The sequence below is a fragment of the Vibrio misgurnus genome (assembly GCF_029635775.1).
In the GTDB taxonomy this organism is placed as follows: Bacteria; Pseudomonadota; Gammaproteobacteria; order Enterobacterales; family Vibrionaceae; genus Vibrio; species Vibrio chanodichtyis.
This window is the reverse complement of sequence record NZ_CP113241.1, coordinates 724,900-741,765: the sequence shown is the minus strand read 5'-3', so window position 1 is coordinate 741,765 and position 16,866 is coordinate 724,900. Positions and strand designations below refer to the sequence as shown.

Annotated in this window: 14 protein-coding genes and 14 tRNA genes; 19 read left to right on the top strand and 9 right to left on the bottom strand. The window is 48.0% G+C overall.

The window, feature by feature from the left end:
• Positions 1 to 124 precede the first annotated feature (124 nt).
• The 7 genes from ushA to hemA all read right to left on the bottom strand — a co-directional run bounded on the left by ushA (position 125) and on the right by hemA (position 7,407).
• Positions 125 to 1,786, bottom strand: coding sequence for a bifunctional UDP-sugar hydrolase/5'-nucleotidase UshA (gene ushA, locus OOK74_RS03545; RefSeq protein WP_274722172.1), 1,662 nt, complete (start codon positions 1,784 to 1,786; stop codon positions 125 to 127).
• Between the two features lie 300 nt (positions 1,787 to 2,086).
• Positions 2,087 to 2,938 (bottom strand): 3-deoxy-8-phosphooctulonate synthase, encoded by an 852-nt coding sequence (gene kdsA, locus OOK74_RS03540; RefSeq protein WP_274722171.1) that lies wholly within the window; start codon positions 2,936 to 2,938, stop codon positions 2,087 to 2,089.
• Between the two features lie 19 nt (positions 2,939 to 2,957).
• Positions 2,958 to 3,770 (bottom strand): SirB1 family protein, encoded by an 813-nt coding sequence (locus OOK74_RS03535; RefSeq protein ID WP_274722170.1) that lies wholly within the window; start codon positions 3,768 to 3,770, stop codon positions 2,958 to 2,960.
• 15 nt (positions 3,771 to 3,785) lie between these two features.
• Positions 3,786 to 4,169, bottom strand: coding sequence for a SirB2 family protein (locus OOK74_RS03530; RefSeq protein ID WP_274722169.1), 384 nt, complete (start codon positions 4,167 to 4,169; stop codon positions 3,786 to 3,788).
• Positions 4,154 to 5,026: a peptide chain release factor N(5)-glutamine methyltransferase gene (prmC, locus tag OOK74_RS03525; RefSeq protein WP_274722168.1), complete on the bottom strand. Its 873-nt coding sequence runs from the start codon at positions 5,024 to 5,026 to the stop codon at positions 4,154 to 4,156. Before prmC ends, OOK74_RS03530 begins: the two co-directional genes overlap by 16 nt.
• Before the next feature lie 3 nt (positions 5,027 to 5,029).
• Complete coding sequence (gene prfA / locus OOK74_RS03520) at positions 5,030 to 6,118, bottom strand: peptide chain release factor 1 (RefSeq protein ID WP_166013422.1); 1,089 nt, start codon at positions 6,116 to 6,118, stop codon at positions 5,030 to 5,032.
• Positions 6,119 to 6,147: 29 nt separating this feature from the next.
• On the bottom strand, positions 6,148 to 7,407 hold the full coding sequence (gene hemA, locus OOK74_RS03515) for a glutamyl-tRNA reductase (protein ID WP_274722167.1): 1,260 nt from the start codon (positions 7,405 to 7,407) through the stop codon (positions 6,148 to 6,150).
• A gap of 157 nt (positions 7,408 to 7,564) precedes the next feature.
• On the opposite strand from hemA, the gene lolB reads away from it, so the two are divergent.
• The 19 genes from lolB to OOK74_RS03420 all read left to right on the top strand — a co-directional run bounded on the left by lolB (position 7,565) and on the right by OOK74_RS03420 (position 13,702).
• Positions 7,565 to 8,182: a lipoprotein insertase outer membrane protein LolB gene (gene lolB, locus OOK74_RS03510; protein WP_274722166.1), complete on the top strand. Its 618-nt coding sequence runs from the start codon at positions 7,565 to 7,567 to the stop codon at positions 8,180 to 8,182.
• Positions 8,179 to 9,051: a 4-(cytidine 5'-diphospho)-2-C-methyl-D-erythritol kinase gene (gene ispE / locus OOK74_RS03505; protein ID WP_274722330.1), complete on the top strand. Its 873-nt coding sequence runs from the start codon at positions 8,179 to 8,181 to the stop codon at positions 9,049 to 9,051. Before lolB ends, ispE begins: the two co-directional genes overlap by 4 nt.
• Positions 9,052 to 9,080: 29 nt before the next feature.
• A complete protein-coding gene (locus OOK74_RS03500; RefSeq protein WP_166013425.1) occupies positions 9,081 to 10,025 on the top strand; it encodes a ribose-phosphate pyrophosphokinase in 945 nt (314 codons plus the stop codon).
• Positions 10,026 to 10,195: 170 nt separating this feature from the next.
• A complete protein-coding gene (gene pth, locus OOK74_RS03495; RefSeq protein ID WP_274722165.1) occupies positions 10,196 to 10,786 on the top strand; it encodes an aminoacyl-tRNA hydrolase in 591 nt (196 codons plus the stop codon).
• A 10-nt stretch (positions 10,787 to 10,796) separates the two neighbouring features.
• A complete protein-coding gene (gene ychF, locus OOK74_RS03490; RefSeq protein ID WP_274722164.1) occupies positions 10,797 to 11,888 on the top strand; it encodes a redox-regulated ATPase YchF in 1,092 nt (363 codons plus the stop codon).
• Positions 11,889 to 12,161: 273 nt separating this feature from the next.
• A tRNA-Met gene (locus OOK74_RS03485) sits at positions 12,162 to 12,238 on the top strand.
• Between the two features lie 28 nt (positions 12,239 to 12,266).
• A tRNA-Leu gene (locus tag OOK74_RS03480) sits at positions 12,267 to 12,352 on the top strand.
• A 24-nt stretch (positions 12,353 to 12,376) separates the two neighbouring features.
• Positions 12,377 to 12,461, top strand: a tRNA-Leu gene (locus tag OOK74_RS03475).
• Positions 12,462 to 12,487: 26 nt separating this feature from the next.
• Positions 12,488 to 12,562, top strand: a tRNA-Gln gene (locus OOK74_RS03470).
• Positions 12,563 to 12,641: 79 nt separating this feature from the next.
• Positions 12,642 to 12,718: transfer RNA gene (locus OOK74_RS03465), tRNA-Met, on the top strand.
• A gap of 22 nt (positions 12,719 to 12,740) precedes the next feature.
• Positions 12,741 to 12,826, top strand: a tRNA-Leu gene (locus OOK74_RS03460).
• Between the two features lie 17 nt (positions 12,827 to 12,843).
• Positions 12,844 to 12,918: transfer RNA gene (locus tag OOK74_RS03455), tRNA-Gln, on the top strand.
• Positions 12,919 to 12,959: 41 nt separating this feature from the next.
• Positions 12,960 to 13,044: transfer RNA gene (locus OOK74_RS03450), tRNA-Leu, on the top strand.
• A 27-nt stretch (positions 13,045 to 13,071) separates the two neighbouring features.
• Positions 13,072 to 13,146 (top strand) — tRNA-Gln (locus OOK74_RS03445).
• A 42-nt stretch (positions 13,147 to 13,188) separates the two neighbouring features.
• Positions 13,189 to 13,273 (top strand) — tRNA-Leu (locus tag OOK74_RS03440).
• Between the two features lie 26 nt (positions 13,274 to 13,299).
• Positions 13,300 to 13,376 (top strand) — tRNA-Met (locus OOK74_RS03435).
• 22 nt (positions 13,377 to 13,398) lie between these two features.
• Positions 13,399 to 13,484: transfer RNA gene (locus OOK74_RS03430), tRNA-Leu, on the top strand.
• Positions 13,485 to 13,501: 17 nt separating this feature from the next.
• Positions 13,502 to 13,576: transfer RNA gene (locus tag OOK74_RS03425), tRNA-Gln, on the top strand.
• 41 nt (positions 13,577 to 13,617) lie between these two features.
• Positions 13,618 to 13,702 (top strand) — tRNA-Leu (locus tag OOK74_RS03420).
• A 253-nt stretch (positions 13,703 to 13,955) separates the two neighbouring features.
• Here the strand turns inward: OOK74_RS03420 and OOK74_RS03415 are convergent.
• Both OOK74_RS03415 and OOK74_RS03410 read right to left on the bottom strand, forming a co-directional pair.
• On the bottom strand, positions 13,956 to 15,089 hold the full coding sequence (locus OOK74_RS03415) for a flagellin (RefSeq protein ID WP_274722163.1): 1,134 nt from the start codon (positions 15,087 to 15,089) through the stop codon (positions 13,956 to 13,958).
• 525 nt (positions 15,090 to 15,614) lie between these two features.
• On the bottom strand, positions 15,615 to 16,754 hold the full coding sequence (locus tag OOK74_RS03410) for a flagellin (RefSeq protein WP_274722162.1): 1,140 nt from the start codon (positions 16,752 to 16,754) through the stop codon (positions 15,615 to 15,617).
• Between the last annotated feature and the right edge of the window lie 112 nt (positions 16,755 to 16,866).

Sequence of the window (16,866 nt, the reverse complement as noted above, 5' to 3'; positions counted from 1 at the left end):
CTCATTGACTCACCCTACTGGTTGGGCAGATAAAGCTCGCTTCCATATTGAAATGGAAAACAAAAAAGCGGTGTTTTACACCGCTTGTCAGTAAACGCAATTCAACCCACACAGTCAAATCTTATTAACGATAAACAATTTCACCGGCTGGAGCGAAACGTTTGATGTCAATCGGGCTCTGGGCTTCAAGGAAATCTTTCAAGACTTCCGCATCGACAAACCCAGTATTCACATACCCGGGATGATCGGAAATTTTTGGATAACCATCACCGCCTGCCGCATTAAAACTGGGTAGCGTGAAACGGTAAGTTTGATCTAGGCGCAGCGGTTTACCAGCGATTTGCACATTGGTGACTTTACCATCGGCCACTGTCAACGCGATCCCAGCAAACTGAGCATAGGCTCCCGAATCAACCGGCTTAGTCGCCACCACGTTCAGATAATCCAGCACTTCCTGACCATTCATATCCACATAGCTCACGATGTTGCCAAACGGCTGCACTTTCAACACATCTTTATAAGTGATATCACCGGCGGGGATCGAATCACGCACACCACCCGAGTTCATAATACCGAAATCCGCTTTGGCACGCTGCATATGGGCAAGCGCAATCATTCGCCCTAAATTGGTTTGCTGAAAGCGCACGACATGTCGATCACCTTCCAACTTACCATTGCTGTCGGCAATTTTTACCCCCAGTTGCTGTTGACCTTTTTCCTGATAAGGGCGCAGAAATTCCAATAGCTCGGCATCTTGCTGAATTTCCGTAGTGGCAAATACGTGCTGTGTTTGACCATTAACGTCAACTTTATTTTTTAAGTTCACAGGGATCAGATCATAGCTGACCATGTTCAGCTCACCATTACGGAACTCATAATCGGCACGGCCCACGTATTTACCCCATTCGTAAGCTTGTACGATGTACGTGCCATTTTGGAAATCCGGCTTACATTGATCGCCCGGCTTAAAGTTCTTGGTGATCAGATTCGGCCCTTCCATACACACCGGTTCTTGTGAGTGGCCACCGACAATCATATCAAGCTCACCTGCAGGCAGATAACGGGCTAAAGCCACATCACCCGGCGCATTCACTCCATGCTCGCCATTTTGGTAGTGCCCCATATGGGTAACCGCTATGATCAGATCCGGCTTCTCTTTTTTCTTTAGCTCAGCGATCACTTGTTTCGCTTCTGGTTTGGGATCGCGAAAATCAATACCAGCGATAAATTCAGGATTGCCAATTTTTGCCGTATCTTCGGTGGTCAGCCCGATAACAGCAATCTTGATCCCTTGCTTATCAAAGATATGGTACGGTTCAAACAGGCGCTTGCCGGAGGCTTTATCATAAATATTGGCTGACAGCATCGGGAAATTGGCCCATTGTTGCTGCTTAAACAGCACTTCGAGTGGGTTATCAAACTCATGATTGCCGAGCGCCATCGCATCGTAACCAATTTTGCTCATGCCTTTGAAATCAGGCTCTGCATCTTGCAGATCAGACTCTGGCACGCCAGTATTGATATCGCCCCCCGAGAGCAACAACACACTACCGCCCTGCGCTTCAATCTCGGCCCGTAACTGATCAATCAGTGTTTTACGAGCCGCCATGCCATATTCACCATATTGATTCTGCCAAAAACGGCCATGGTGATCGTTGGTGTGTAAAATGGTCAATCGGTAAGTTTGGTCGGCTTGCCACTGATGTGTTGGCTGAGTGACACACCCGGCCAAAGAGGCGACGATCGCGACGCTGAGTAAAGATTTTAGAATAGGCTTTAATTGCATTGTCATACCTTTGATCGGAAAAAACCACGGCTAAAAAGTGCAGATGAGCAATCGTATCGCCGCGAGCTAACATCCTACACGCGGCGGATCACACGATTAAAACTCGTTTGAGTCTAAAATAACATAAGTAATGCGACAGCTTAATTGCATATTTATGTCGCTCAGATCACTTAAAAGCCCCAATAGCGGCCAGCAATCGGCTCAGACTAGCATCGGTTCAAAACACGACCGACGAACAGCACAATGAAAAAGGCCACCTGTCGGTGGCCTTAAATCGATGCTAGAGCGAAAAACGTCCGCTTAGCGGATATCGATGTTCCCGAAGCTTTTGATCAGATCATCCAGTGCTTTCATTTGCGCTAAGAACGGTTCAAGCTTATCCAGTGGCAGCGCTGATGGACCATCACATCTCGCTTGGTCTGGGTTCGGATGCGCTTCAATAAACAGACCGGCAATGCCCGTTGCTAAACCCGCTTTGGCTAGTTCGACAGTTTGCTGACGACGGCCACCGGATGCCGCTCCTGAAGGATCACGCATTTGCAGTGAGTGAGTGACATCGAAAATAATCGGGCTACCGTTAGATGCTTGCTTCATCACGCCAAACCCGAGCATGTCCACCACCAGATTGTCGTAACCATGGCAAGAGCCGCGTTCACACAAAATCACCTTGTCATTGCCACATTCGGCAAATTTCTCAACGATATTGCCGACTTGACCTGGGCTCATAAATTGTGGTTTTTTAACATTGATCACGGCACCGGTTTTAGCCATCGCTTCCACCAGATCGGTTTGACGCGCCAGAAATGCCGGCAATTGGATCACATCCACCACTTTGGAAACCGGTTGAGCTTGTTCTGCGGTATGCACATCGGTAATGATTTTCACCCCAAAAGTTTGCTTCAACTCTTGGAAAATTTTCATGCCTTGCTCAAGACCCGGACCACGATATGAGTGCACTGAGCTGCGGTTGGCTTTATCAAATGAGGCTTTGAACACGTAAGGAATGCCGAGTTTTTCAGTCACTTTTACGTAGTATTCACAAATTTGCATCGCCAAATCACGCGATTCCAATACGTTCATGCCCGCAAATAGGGTAAATGGCAGATTATTCGCTACCGGAATATCACCGACATGGACAATTTTGTGTTCCATCTTAATCTCTCTTATTAGGTTAATGCAGCGTCACTGGTCTGCCGTGACTGAGCAAATTGACTTGTTTTTTTAACAGTTCACTCGCCGGATCGTGCGGGCAATGTTCAATAAAATATTGGTAATCCGCCATCGCAATTTGGTGACAAGCTAACTGTTGATAGATAAAACCACGATCACGGATTTCATAAGGGTCATCGGGCACAAAAGTAAGCGCCAAATTGGTGCATCTTAACGCCAGAGTATAGTGTTCTTCGCGCAGTAAAGCACTTTTGATCAGCGCCAACCAGCGGCCAATAATACTCGGGTTATCCACCCGCGGTAGATGGGATGAGTTGAGCTTGGCCAGCGGGCCTTGCTGACCAACCAGCCAAGCTTGCAAAGTATGTTGACTGACCCGTTCACCATTAAACGGATTGAGATAGATCGGCGCTTCTCCCGGCCAATCCAGCGCCAACAGAAATTGGGTCGGAAAATTAATGCTGTGCAGTGGAAAGCCAAGTTTACGCCCGATATAGAGTAGCAATGCGCCAAGACTGACCGGAATCCCTTTGCGACGCTTTAGAACCTGATCGATAAAAGCATTACGTGAATCAAAATACGCTTCACTATCACCGCTAAAACCCCACTGATGGTAGAACAGGTGTAGAAAGCGTGTAAAACGCGCTTGCGGATCATGTTCATCGCTCAGCGCTAATTGCGCTTCCTTTAATAAGCGAGTTAACTCGCCCTGCGCCCATGCCACTTGGGTATCAGGATTAATTGCTTGATTAAGTACCAATGCACCCTCAACTAATTCCAGCGCATCAAAATCTTCATCACACCAGTTCTGCATGAGCCAGCCCTTACCTTAACTAAACAGAAGAGGAGCTTTGGCGACCGCAATTTTACCAGCCATCGCCAACCAACCTAATGCGCCAAAAAAGGCAAAACTGCGCAGCAGTTTGTTGCGACCGAGCTTAAGCGCAAAGAAGCCTAACGCGATATAAGCCAATACACAGGTGAATTTCTCGGTCATCCACGGCGCAGCATCGGTAAAAGGAATAAAGCCAGTGATCATGACCAGAGCAATCCCCGATAACAGCAATAACGTATCGTTGACATGGGGAAAAATTTTGAAAAACTTACGCTCAAGATGCACTGAGTCGAGCATCATCAACACATAGCGAATCGATAACAGCATGGCGCTCACGCCAATCGTCAATAGATGAAAATGTTTTAATCCTTCGTACATGATGCACATCCCGTGATGAATTGCCCGAGTGTCACTCGATCATTACCCGCATAATCTTGCTCAGTGGTAATGTTTTGATAACCCAACTGATGCAACATAGTGCGTACTGCCGCCCCTTGATCATAGCCATGCTCAAACAGCAACCAGCCACCATCGAGTAAAAAATCAGGCGCATGGGTACTGATATAGCGAATATCCGCCAAACCATTTTCAGCCGCGACTAACGCGCTTTTCGGCTCAAACCGGACATCCCCCTGATCTAAATGTGGATCGTGTGGGTCAATATAGGGCGGGTTGGAAACAATTAAAGCAAACTTCGTACCATAAACTAGCGGACTAAACCAACTGCCTTGCAAAAACTGCGTATTGCCGAGCGCCAAGCGAGTCGCGTTCTCCTGAGCTAACTCCGCCGCTTCCGGACGTAAATCGATGCCCGTGACTCGCCGCGTTGGTAATTCGGATGCCAAGGCCAGCGCAATCGCGCCAGTTCCTGTACCTAAATCAAGCAGTTCTCCGTCAATTAACGCCGCTTTCTCCAGCGCTAATTCGACCAAGCGTTCAGTATCAGGACGTGGGATCAGCGTGGCGGGAGAGACTTTGAATGGCAGCGACCAAAACTCGCGCTCACCAAGAATATAAGCCACCGGCTCGCCAGCTATCCGACGCGCGAGCAGATTTTGCCAAGCGGCCAGCGTGGCTTGATCCAACAGTTTATCTGGCCAAGTCAGCAAATAAGAGCGCGGCTTAGCCAATACATGGCAAAGTAACACCGCGGCATCAAGCGCTGGCGAATCACTGCCGCTGTGTTGCAGTTGCTCGCTGGCCGCTTTTAATGCCGCTTCAATCGTGACTGACATGGATTAGTTTTGATCCGCCAGTGCCGCGAGCTGATCGGCTTGATGTTCATGGATCACCGGTTCAATCAGTGATTGCAGATCGCCTTCCATCACTTCGGTTAAGCGATACACGGTCAAGTTAATCCGGTGATCAGAAACCCGGCCTTGTGGGTAGTTATAGGTGCGGATCCGGTCACTGCGATCACCAGAGCCGAGCAGGTTACGTCGCGTATCTGAAATTTGCGCCGCACGTTTCGACTCTTCCGCTTGGGCAATCCGCGCCGCCAACACTGACATCGCTTTAGCTTTGTTCTTATGCTGCGAACGCTCATCCTGACACTCAACCACAATACCAGTCGGTAAGTGAGTGATACGGATAGCCGAATCGGTGGTGTTAACGTGCTGACCACCCGCGCCCGAGGAGCGGAATGTATCGATTTTCAGATCGCTGGCTTTGATTTCTGGAATTTCTGCTTCAGGAATTTCAGGCATGATCGCGACCGTACAAGCCGATGTGTGAATACGCCCTTGCGCTTCGGTGGCCGGTACCCGTTGCACACGATGACCGCCAGATTCAAACTTCAGCGTACCGTATGCACCATCACCATTGACCTTGGCAATCATCTCTTTATAACCACCGTGCTCAGCCTCACTGGATGACATCACTTCGATACGCCAGCCTTTTTTCTCGGCAAAACGGCTGTACATGCGGAATAGATCGCCAGCAAAAATACCCGCTTCATCACCACCGGCCCCAGCGCGGATTTCCAAGAAACAGTTGCGATCATCGTTTGGATCTTTCGGCAACAGCAAAATTTGCAGCTCATCAGTGAGGCGTTCAATGGCTGCTTTAGCCGCTTTGATTTCCTCTTGCGCCATTTCACGCATTTCGGCGTCATCTTCCTGTGCCATCTCTTCGGCCGCCAGCAAGTCATCTTTCGCTTGTTGGTAAGCTTGGAAACACTGGGTGATCTCTTCCAGTTGTGAATACTCTTTGGAAAGAGCACGGAATTTATTTTGATCACCAATAACTGCTGGGTCGCCGAGGAGGTGTTGCACCTCTTCGTAGCGTTCAACAAGGGATTCCAGCTTGCTTAAAATCGACGCTTTCATAATTGCTTCTTTAAACTCTAAGTTGAGATTTAATTTAGATCGTCAAGACCTAAACTTTGTCTGATCACGGCCAATTTAGCCGGTTCCCCTTGCTCCGCCGCCAGTTGTAAGGCGCGGGTCGGGGTGTGAATTAGTTTGTTGGTCAGTTTGTTGCTTAATTCTATAAGCAATTTTTCGGGATCGCCTCCCGCCGCCAGCGCTTGTAGGCTTTTACTCACCAGCTCTTCACGCGCTTGATTAGCCTGCTGACGGTAATCTCGGATACTATCCACCGCCTGTAATGAGCGCATCCAACCCATAAAGGTCGCACTTTCTTGACTAACCATCGCCTCGGCAGCAATGGCTTCCACCTTGCGCTGCTCGATGTTGCTCTCAACAATCGATTGCAGATCATCGACTGAATAGAGATAAGCATCATTAAGCTGACCAACCTGCGGTTCAATATCACGCGGGACGGCGATATCCACCAATAGCATGGGCTGATAGCGGCGCGCTTTGAGCGCGCTTTCCACCATACCTTTACCAATAATCGGCAGTGGGCTTGCGGTGGAACTGATCACAATATCGGCTTGCGCAAGATAAGCAGGGATCTCATTGAGTGCGATGACTTGAGCGTCAAACTGCTGAGCGAAACTCATCGCTCGCTCACGAGTACGGTTGGCGACGATCATCCGTTTGCAATGGTGACTCGCCAAATGTTTGGCTACCAACTCAATGGTTTCGCCCGCACCAACCAACAATACAGTAGCCTGTGCCAGCGATTCAAAAATGTGTTTTGCCAAGGTACATGCGGCGTAAGCCACCGATACCGCACTGCCACCAATTTCGGTTTCTGTACGTACCCGTTTGGCCACGGAAAAGGTTTTTTGGAACAGCTTTTCGATAGCCGGGCTCACCGCATGTTCGTCTCTGGCTTGCGCATAGGCTTGCTTTACTTGGCCTAATATTTGCGGCTCACCGAGCACCAATGAATCCAGCCCACACGCCACGCGCATCAAATGGCGAATTGCTGCTTGTTCTTCATGGATATACAGACTCGGTTTAAACTCATCCAGACTGATTTGGTGGAAGTGAGATAACCACTCAATCACTTTCTGTTTACCTGTCGCCCGCACATCACAATAAATTTCAGTACGATTACAGGTCGAGAGGATCACCGCTCCGGTTACGTAGGAATAGCTGGCGAGTTGCTGCAGCGCCAAACAGAGTTTTTCTGGCCCGAATGCCACTTTTTCTCGCAATTCTACCGACGCCGTATTGTGATTGATTCCAATGGCAAGCAAAGACATCTATAGCGTGTTCCGAGATAGGGTGAAGGTTTAGACAGCGAATTTTACTTGATGCCCTCTTTGATTGAAAGGGCAGACCGGATTTGTTTTCCGCAGTTGGCGAGAACAATGCTATAGTGAGCGCGTTTTCATTGTCTTTTGGGATAAAAAACGCCCTATGCATTCTCTCATACGCCATATGATTCTCGGATGGGTCAGTCTGCTGGTTTTGGCCGGTTGTGCCACTTCCCCATCGCAGCCCGTTAATGTTGAATGGCAGACCCACCAATTAGTCTTACAGGACATTCAAGCCTATCAACTGACCGGAAAACTCGGTTATATCGCCCCAGATCAGCGCCAGTCATTCAATTTTCAATGGCAAAAAAGCCCACAGCAACTTTCACTACGTTTAACCAATTTCCTTGGTCAAACCGTGCTGAATTTACACGTTAATGAGCAAGGCGCACAAGTCGATACCTATGATGATCAAACCTACCGCGACCAAGATGCGCAAAGCCTGATCCAACGTTTAACCGGGTTGGATATTCCAGTGGCGCAGTTGGAAGATTGGCTGTTAGGTTTGCCAACCCAAGCCAGCGCTTATCAGCTTAATTCACATAACACCCTTGCCCAGTTGAGTAAGTTTACCGCCACTGCACAATGGCAAGTCGAATATCAACGTTATCAGACGATTGAATGGCAAAATCAGCAGTTGTTACTGCCTGATCGGCTCAAACTCCAGCAAAACAACACTTCGATTCAACTCGCAATTTCACAATGGACACTGCACCCATGATCCACGGTACCACTGTGTGGCCTTCGCCGGCTAAACTTAATCTGTTTTTGTATATCACCGGTCGCCGTGCTAATGGCTACCACGATCTGCAGACCTTGTTTCAGTTTCTCGATTACGGTGATGAGCTGACCATTACCGCCAACCGCAGCGGGAATATCACCCTCTCGCCGGCTCTCGCCGACGTCGCGTTACAAGATAATCTGATTTATCAAGCGGCAATCGCGCTCAAAGACTATAGCCAATCCGCTTACGGCGCAGAGATTAAACTGCATAAAGTGTTACCCATGGGCGGCGGGATCGGTGGCGGATCTTCCAACGCAGCGACCACTTTAGTTGCGCTTAACTACCTGTGGCAAACCGGACTTAGCGACCAACAACTGGCCGAGATCGGTTTAACCTTAGGCGCGGATGTGCCAGTCTTTACCCGTGGATTTGCCGCTTTTGCCGAAGGCGTGGGCGAACAATTAACCCCGGCCACACCAGCAGAGCAATGGTATTTAGTGGTACGCCCGCCAGTCAGCATCGCGACCAAAGATATTTTTAGCCATCCACAGCTGACGAGAGATACCCCAAAGCGTGATCTGGCAAGCCTTCTTACCACCCCTTACGAAAACGATTGCGAAAAAATTGTCCGATCACTGTACCCCGAGGTTGATCAGCAACTTTCATGGCTGCTACAATACGCGCCGTCAAGATTGACTGGGACGGGATCTTGCGTTTTTGCTGAGTTTTCGAGCAGGAAAGATGCGCAGGCCGTCTTCGCTCAATTATCTGACCACGTCTTAGCGTTTGTCGCCGAAGGGCGCAATGTTTCACCGCTGATAAAGACGTTGGCTGATTACCAATCAGCCAAAATCCGACCTTACTAAAAACTGGACGCAACCCTGAGGTTTCCACCGTGCCTGATATGAAGCTATTTGCTGGTAACGCTATACCCGAACTAGCCCAACGTATTGCAGATCGTCTGTACATTTCGCTTGGTGATGCTACTGTTTCCCGCTTCTCGGATGGTGAAGTGGCAGTACAAATCAATGAAAATGTGCGTGGTAGCGATGTATTTATCATTCAATCCACCTGTGCCCCAACCAATGACAACCTAATGGAACTGGTGGTTATGATTGACGCAATGCGCCGTGCTTCTGCAGGCCGTATTACGGCAGTTATTCCTTACTTTGGTTATGCTCGCCAAGACCGTCGAGTGCGCTCGGCGCGTGTGCCTATCACCGCTAAAGTCGTGGCTGATTTTCTGTCTAACGTTGGTGTTGACCGCGTGCTGACCATTGACCTTCACGCTGAACAGATCCAAGGTTTCTTCGATGTTCCGGTTGATAACATCTTCGGAACACCTGTGCTGCTAGAAGATATGAAAGCACGTAATCTAGAAGATCCCGTGGTGGTCTCACCTGATTTAGGTGGCGTCGTGCGTGCGCGTGCAACGGCCAAAGCGTTGGGTGATATCGATATTGCGATCGTTGATAAGCGTCGTCCACGTGCCAACGTTTCTGAAGTGATGAACCTTATCGGTGATGTTGAAGGCCGTGACTGTGTGATTGTCGATGACATGATCGACACTGGCGGCACATTGTGTAAAGCCGCTGAAGCGCTGAAAGAGCGTGGTGCTAAACGCGTATTTGCTTACGCAACTCACGCCGTATTCTCAGGTAACGCTGCGAAAAACATCAAAAACTCAGTATTGGATCAAGTGATTGTCACCGACTCTATCACCCTCTCGAAAGAGATGGCAGCAACCGGTAAAGTCACGCAACTGACTCTATCAAGCATGCTGGCTGAAGCGATTCGTCGCATCAGCAACGAAGAGTCTATCTCAGCCATGTTTAGCTAAGCCACGCTCGGTAAGCCTGGTCGTTGATAGTCTATATTCGATTGATTGAATCTCTGAAAGCGTTTCATCGATGATGAAGCGCTTTTTTATTGCCACAGACGCTCACTCGCACCTTGAATAAGATGTGTGCTATCATACTGCGCTTTTGAGTTTCCGAAGAGATCTTAGCCTTGAGTCAACCAATCAAACTGCTTGTCGGACTAGCCAATCCTGGGCCGGAATACGCCAAAACGCGTCATAATGCGGGGGCTTGGGTTGTTGAACAACTCACTCGTGCTCATCACGTCACCCTAAAGCATGAGGCGAAATTTTTTGGCCTGACCGGGCGGATGTTGATTAATGGGCAAGAATTACGAGTATTAATTCCGACCACCTTTATGAATCTCTCCGGTAAAGCGATTGCGGCACTGGCCAATTTTTATCAAATTAAACCAGAAGAGATCATGGTTGCCCACGATGAGCTCGATTTGCCACCAGGAGTGGCTAAATTTAAGCAAGGTGGTGGACATGGTGGCCATAACGGGCTCAAAGACACCATAAGCAAATTAGGCAACAACAAAGAATTCTATCGTCTGCGGCTTGGCATTGGTCATCCGGGACACAAAGATAAAGTAGCAGGTTATGTGTTAGGCAAAGCCCCCGCCAAAGAGCAGGAGTGCCTTGAAGCGGCGGTCGACGAATCGGTTCGCTGCCTCGAAATCCTATTGAAGGATGGCATCACCAAAGCACAAAATCGTTTACACACTTTCAAAGCTGAATAAGGTTACAGTCATGGGTTTTAAATGTGGCATCGTCGGTTTGCCAAACGTAGGTAAATCAACTCTTTTTAATGCGCTGACCAAAGCGGGCATCGAAGCGGCTAACTTTCCGTTTTGTACTATCGAACCAAACACCGGTGTTGTTCCGGTGCCGGATCTTCGCCTAGATGCATTAGCCACAATCGTTAAACCAGAACGCATTTTGCCAACAACCATGGAGTTTGTTGACATCGCCGGTCTGGTTGCGGGCGCATCAAAAGGGGAAGGCTTAGGCAACAAATTTTTGGCAAACATCCGCGAAACCGATGCGATTGGTCACGTTGTACGCTGCTTTGAAAACGAAAACATCATCCATGTGGCTGGTAAAGTATCACCACTGGAAGACATTGCCGTGATCAATCTTGAACTGGCATTGGCCGACTTAGATAGCTGTGATCGCGCGATTTTACGTCAAGCGAAACGCGCAAAAGGTGGCGACAAAGAGGCCAAATTTGAACTCACCGTATTAGAAAAACTGCAACCGGTTCTCAGCGAAGGCGAATCGGCTCGCTCAGTGGCACTGAGCAAAGAAGAGCTGCAAGCGATCGGTTACCTCAATCTGCTCACCCTCAAACCAACCATGTACATTGCTAACGTCAATGAAGATGGCTTTGAGAATAACCCTTACTTAGATGCCGTGGTCGAGTTTGCCACCCAAGAAGGTTCTTCGGTGGTGGCGGTGTGCGCGGCTATCGAAGCTGAGCTGTCTGAGCTGGAAGAAGAAGAACGCGATGAGTTTTTGGCCGATCTTGGCATTGAAGAGCCGGGCTTAAACCGCGTGATCCGCTCTGGTTATGATTTACTGAATCTGCAAACCTACTTCACCGCGGGTGTTAAAGAAGTACGCGCATGGACCATCCCGGTTGGAGCGACCGCGCCACAAGCGGCAGGAAAAATCCACACCGATTTTGAGCGTGGCTTTATCCGTGCCGAAGTGATTGGTTATGATGACTACATCCAATTTAGCGGTGAGTCGGGTGCCAAAGAGGCTGGGAAATGGCGTTTGGAAGGTAAAGAGTACATTGTCAAAGATGGCGATGTAATCCACTTCCGCTTCAACGTTTAAATTTCACGCAATGCTCAAGCAAAAGCCAACCTAAGTGTTGGCTTTTGCTGTTTATACGCTATAAAAAATGATCTTTGTGATCTATCCAGCGTAATGAATTGGTTGTTTTGCTGATGGTTTTTGATCATAAACACGCCTCTTTGTTTAAAAAAAACTCGAACGGTTAATTTCAAAGAATTTATTCAAAAAAACTGTTGACGCTCCGAGGTCAGATCCGCATAATGCGCTCCGTTCTCAGCGATAAGGCAAAACCTTCTCAGCGAGAGAAAATTAGGCTACGTAGCTCAGCTGGTTAGAGCACATCACTCATAATGATGGGGTCACAGGTTCGAATCCCGTCGTAGCCACCAAATTTTGACAATTTGATGCTTTGAACACGCGGTGGTGGCGGAATTGGTAGACGCGCTAGCTTCAGGTGTTAGTGTCCTTAGGACGTGAGGGTTCAAGTCCCTCCTTCCGCACCAAAGGCATCAAGTTGAAACAAGTTTGCGGAAGTGGCGAAATTGGTAGACGCACCAGATTTAGGTTCTGGCGCCGCAAGGTGTAAGAGTTCAAGTCTCTTCTTCCGCACCATATTTGATGATATTAATCATCACTGCAGGTCTATCGCCAAGCGGTAAGGCAGCGGCTTTTGATGCCGCCATTCCCTGGTTCGAATCCAGGTAGACCTGCCATTTTTATTTAACTTTCAAGTTGGTAAAAACCATTGGAAGTCAGAGCGGGATTGTATTATAGTCTCTCGCTCGAAAAGATGGCTACGTAGCTCAGCTGGTTAGAGCACATCACTCATAATGATGGGGTCACAGGTTCAAATCCCGTCGTAGCCACCATTTAAAATTTGATGCATTTAACGCGGTGGTGGCGGAATTGGTAGACGCGCTAGCTTCAGGTGTTAGTGTCCCTAGGACGTGAGGGTTCAAGTCCCTCCTTCCGCACCAAATGTATTCAACTCTGCAGGTCTATCGCCAAGCGGTAAGGCAGCGGCTTTTGATGCCGCCATTCCCTGGTTCGAATCCAGGTAGACCTGCCATTATTTCGATGATGCGAGCAATCGGATTATCACTAAAATTTGCGGAAGTGGCGAAATTGGTAGACGCACCAGATTTAGGTTCTGGCGCCGCAAGGTGTAAGAGTTCAAGTCTCTTCTTCCGCACCATATTACGATGATGTGAATCATCACTGCAGGTCTATCGCCAAGCGGTAAGGCAGCGGCTTTTGATGCCGCCATTCCCTGGTTCGAATCCAGGTAGACCTGCCATTATTTCGATAATACGAGCAATCGGGTTATCACTAAAAATTTGCGGAAGTGGCGAAATTGGTAGACGCACCAGATTTAGGTTCTGGCGCCGCAAGGTGTAAGAGTTCAAGTCTCTTCTTCCGCACCATATAACAATCTGAAAAGATTAAGAGTGGCTACGTAGCTCAGCTGGTTAGAGCACATCACTCATAATGATGGGGTCACAGGTTCAAATCCCGTCGTAGCCACCATTTAAAATTTGATGCATTTAACGCGGTGGTGGCGGAATTGGTAGACGCGCTAGCTTCAGGTGTTAGTGTCCCTAGGACGTGAGGGTTCAAGTCCCTCCTTCCGCACCAAATGTATTCAACTCTGCAGGTCTATCGCCAAGCGGTAAGGCAGCGGCTTTTGATGCCGCCATCCCCTGGTTCGAATCCAGGTAGACCTGCCATTATTTCGATGATACGAGCAATCGGATTATCACTAAAATTTGCGGAAGTGGCGAAATTGGTAGACGCACCAGATTTAGGTTCTGGCGCCGCAAGGTGTAAGAGTTCAAGTCTCTTCTTCCGCACCATATAAACAAAACCTAGCTTCGGCTAGGTTTTGTTTTATCTGCACTTTATATTCTTTAGTGCTTGCGCCTTGAGGGTTGATAGCGCTTGATTAATGGCGTCTGAGTAGCTCCCTCTTTGCTAGCTCTCTTGGCTGCAGATTATTGGCTTAGCATCAATCGCAGTAAAGAGTAAAAAGATAGATTACAAAGATTATGCCAATAAAAAACCCAGCCAATGCTGGGTTTTTTGCTATCAAAGTTACCACCACTCAAATTAGCCTAACAGTGCTAGTGCTGAGTTGGGTGCTTGCTTCGCTTGAGCCAGTACTGAACTGGATGCTTGAGAAAGAATTTGTGATTTCGTCAGTGCTGTCGTTTCTTTGGCAAAATCGGTATCTTTGATCCGGCTCTTAGAAGCATTCACATTTTCGTTAATGTTATCTAAGTTATTGATCGCATGTCCGAAACGGTTTTGGAAAGCACCCAATTCCGCTCGATGGCTATCAACGTATTTCAACGCCGCATCAACCACCGCCACACTCTCTTGCGCACCACCGACAGTGGTCACATCAAGCGTATTGACAGTCAAATCTTTCGCTGCACCAATCTCTAATTCAGCGGCTAGGGTACCGCCAAAGGTGACCTCACCGTCAATTTTGTTGTTATCAGTGAATAATTGTAATTTACCCGCTTCATCCACTGATGCTTTGATCATATCAGTTTGACCGTTGATATACGTCGCCAGCTCTTCAATATCATCGCCTTGTTTAGCGGTGATAGTGATAGTCTTCTCACCTTCACGTTTATCGGTCAGAGTAATGGCAAGCTCATTTTTACCCTCTTCAACTCCCCAGCTTTTCTCTTTGCCATTGGCTGCTTCATAAGCTTTACCACCCATCAAGGTGTTATCGCTGCGCATATCTTTGATATTGAGCATTACCGCTTCGCCGCTATCCGCACCAATCTGGAAAGATTTAGTAGCAAAAGAGCCATTGAGCAGTTTATTACCGCCAAAAGAGGTGGTTTCCGCAATCCGGTTCAGCTCATCATTCAGTGCAGTCACTTCTTCTTGAATCGCGACACGCTCTGATTTTGAGTTCGAACCATTGGCTGATTGCAAAGAGAGATCACGCATACGTTGCAGAATATTGGTGGTCTCATTCATCGCACCTTCTGCGGTTTGCGCCATCGAAATACCATCGTTGGCGTTACGCACAGCAACATCTAAGCCTCGGCTTTGTACATTCAAACGGTTAGAGATCTGCATCCCAGCAGCATCATCTTTGGCGCTGTTAATTTTGTATCCTGATGATAGACGTTCCATCGACGCCTGTTGTGCGTTAGTTGCACTGCTCAAGTAGCGTTGAGCTGTCATCGCTGACACATTGGTGTTTACATTCACAGCCATAGTAATATCTCCTGTTGATTTTCCGGCATAGCGGAACTCCCAAACGGTTTCCGACGTCTCGGTAAACCAAGCAGTTCTCTCAAAGTTACTTCTATTAGCGACTAGCGAAATCAATCCTTTAGTAAAAAGATAAATTTTGAGCGTAAATCAGTTGATATTCATTCAATCTGAGAGGCAAGCCTCAAATTGGATAGATCTCATCCAAAAAAGCTCAAGTTTTACACCAAATGGCCGAGGGTAAGGAAAATCAGGGGACAGAGTAAGATCAGTGGTGGGCAGTGCGTGAAAAACCGAAAAGAAAAAGCCCCTTTCCTTTGAGAGAACGGGGGCTATTTGCTGGTCGCCATCGCCAATGTGGAGATCAAGAGAAATGAACACATCTAGGCTAACCATTAAGGGGACATAATTATGTTACGCGAATTGAGCAGTAAGTGAGAGAGCTCAGCTAACGTCGCATAACCATGCCTTGCCAAAGTCCCTTCATTATATACCCACGTCTGAGCTGATTAATGAAGGTCCTCAAAACTACTGCAATAACGAAATGGCAGAGTTTGGCAACTGTTTTGCTTGGGCCAGAATCGAGGTTCCCGCCTGTTGCAGAATTTGAGATTTAGTCAGTTGCGTGGTCTCCTTAGCAAAATCGGTATCTTTAATCCGACTTTTCGAAGCTTCCACATTCTCCTGAATATTGGATAAGTTACTGATACTGTGACTGAGTCGGTTCTGCTTGGCACCGAGATCCGCACGCTGTGAATCGACATATTTCAGCGCTGCATCGATAATGCCCACCGCATTTTGTGAACCACCGACGGTAGTAATATCAATATTTTGCACGGTAACATTAGTACCAGGGCCACCATTGAGACCGAGTTCAGTGGCTAAACCACCAGAAATGGTCAAATCACCTTCAATATTGGGCTCGGCCACAAAAAGTTGTAATTTGCCATCTTGATCAACCGAGGCTTTGATCAAATCTGTTTGGCCATTGATATACGTCGCCAATTCTTCAATGTCATCGCCCTCTTTGGCGATGATGTCCAACGCCACGACCTCACCATCTTTCTTGGTAAACTCAAACTTGAGATCGAAAAGATCGGTCGGCACGCCCCACTCTTTGGTTTTAGCTTGCTCGGCGATAAAGGTCTGGCCGCCCATGCGGAAATCATCCGCACGTACACTGCTCAGTCCCATAATGATCGCTTCACCTGAGCTAGAACCGATTTGGAAAGAAGCCTCGCCAAACGAGCCATTCAGCAATTTACGACCACCGAATGAGGTCGTTTCAGCGATACGGTTTAACTCATCCTGCAGTGCAGTCGACTCCTCATTGAGCGCTTGACGCTCAGAAGCGGAGTTGGTGCCATTGGCTGACTGCAATGCTAAGTCACGAATACGTTGCAAAATACTGGTCGATTCATTCATCGCACCTTCTGCGGTTTGAGCAATCGAAATACCATCGTTGGCGTTACGCATTGCCACATCCAAGCCACGAGATTGCGCCGTTAAACGGTTTGAAATCTGTAAGCCTGCCGCGTCATCTTTGGCACTGTTAATACGATTACCGGATGATAGACGTTCCATGGAGGTATTGAGATCTCCAGTCGCTTTCGTCAGGTAACGTTGTGCGGTCATTGCCGACACGTTGGTATTTACGTTAATGGTCATAGTTTGCTCTCCTATCGAGTTCGCAAGCTCATTTGCGAAGCGGTCAGCTTGGGTCTCTCTTGGAAGCACTGACCGTAAATAACTTGCCAAATCTGCCTAACGGCGGATTTAA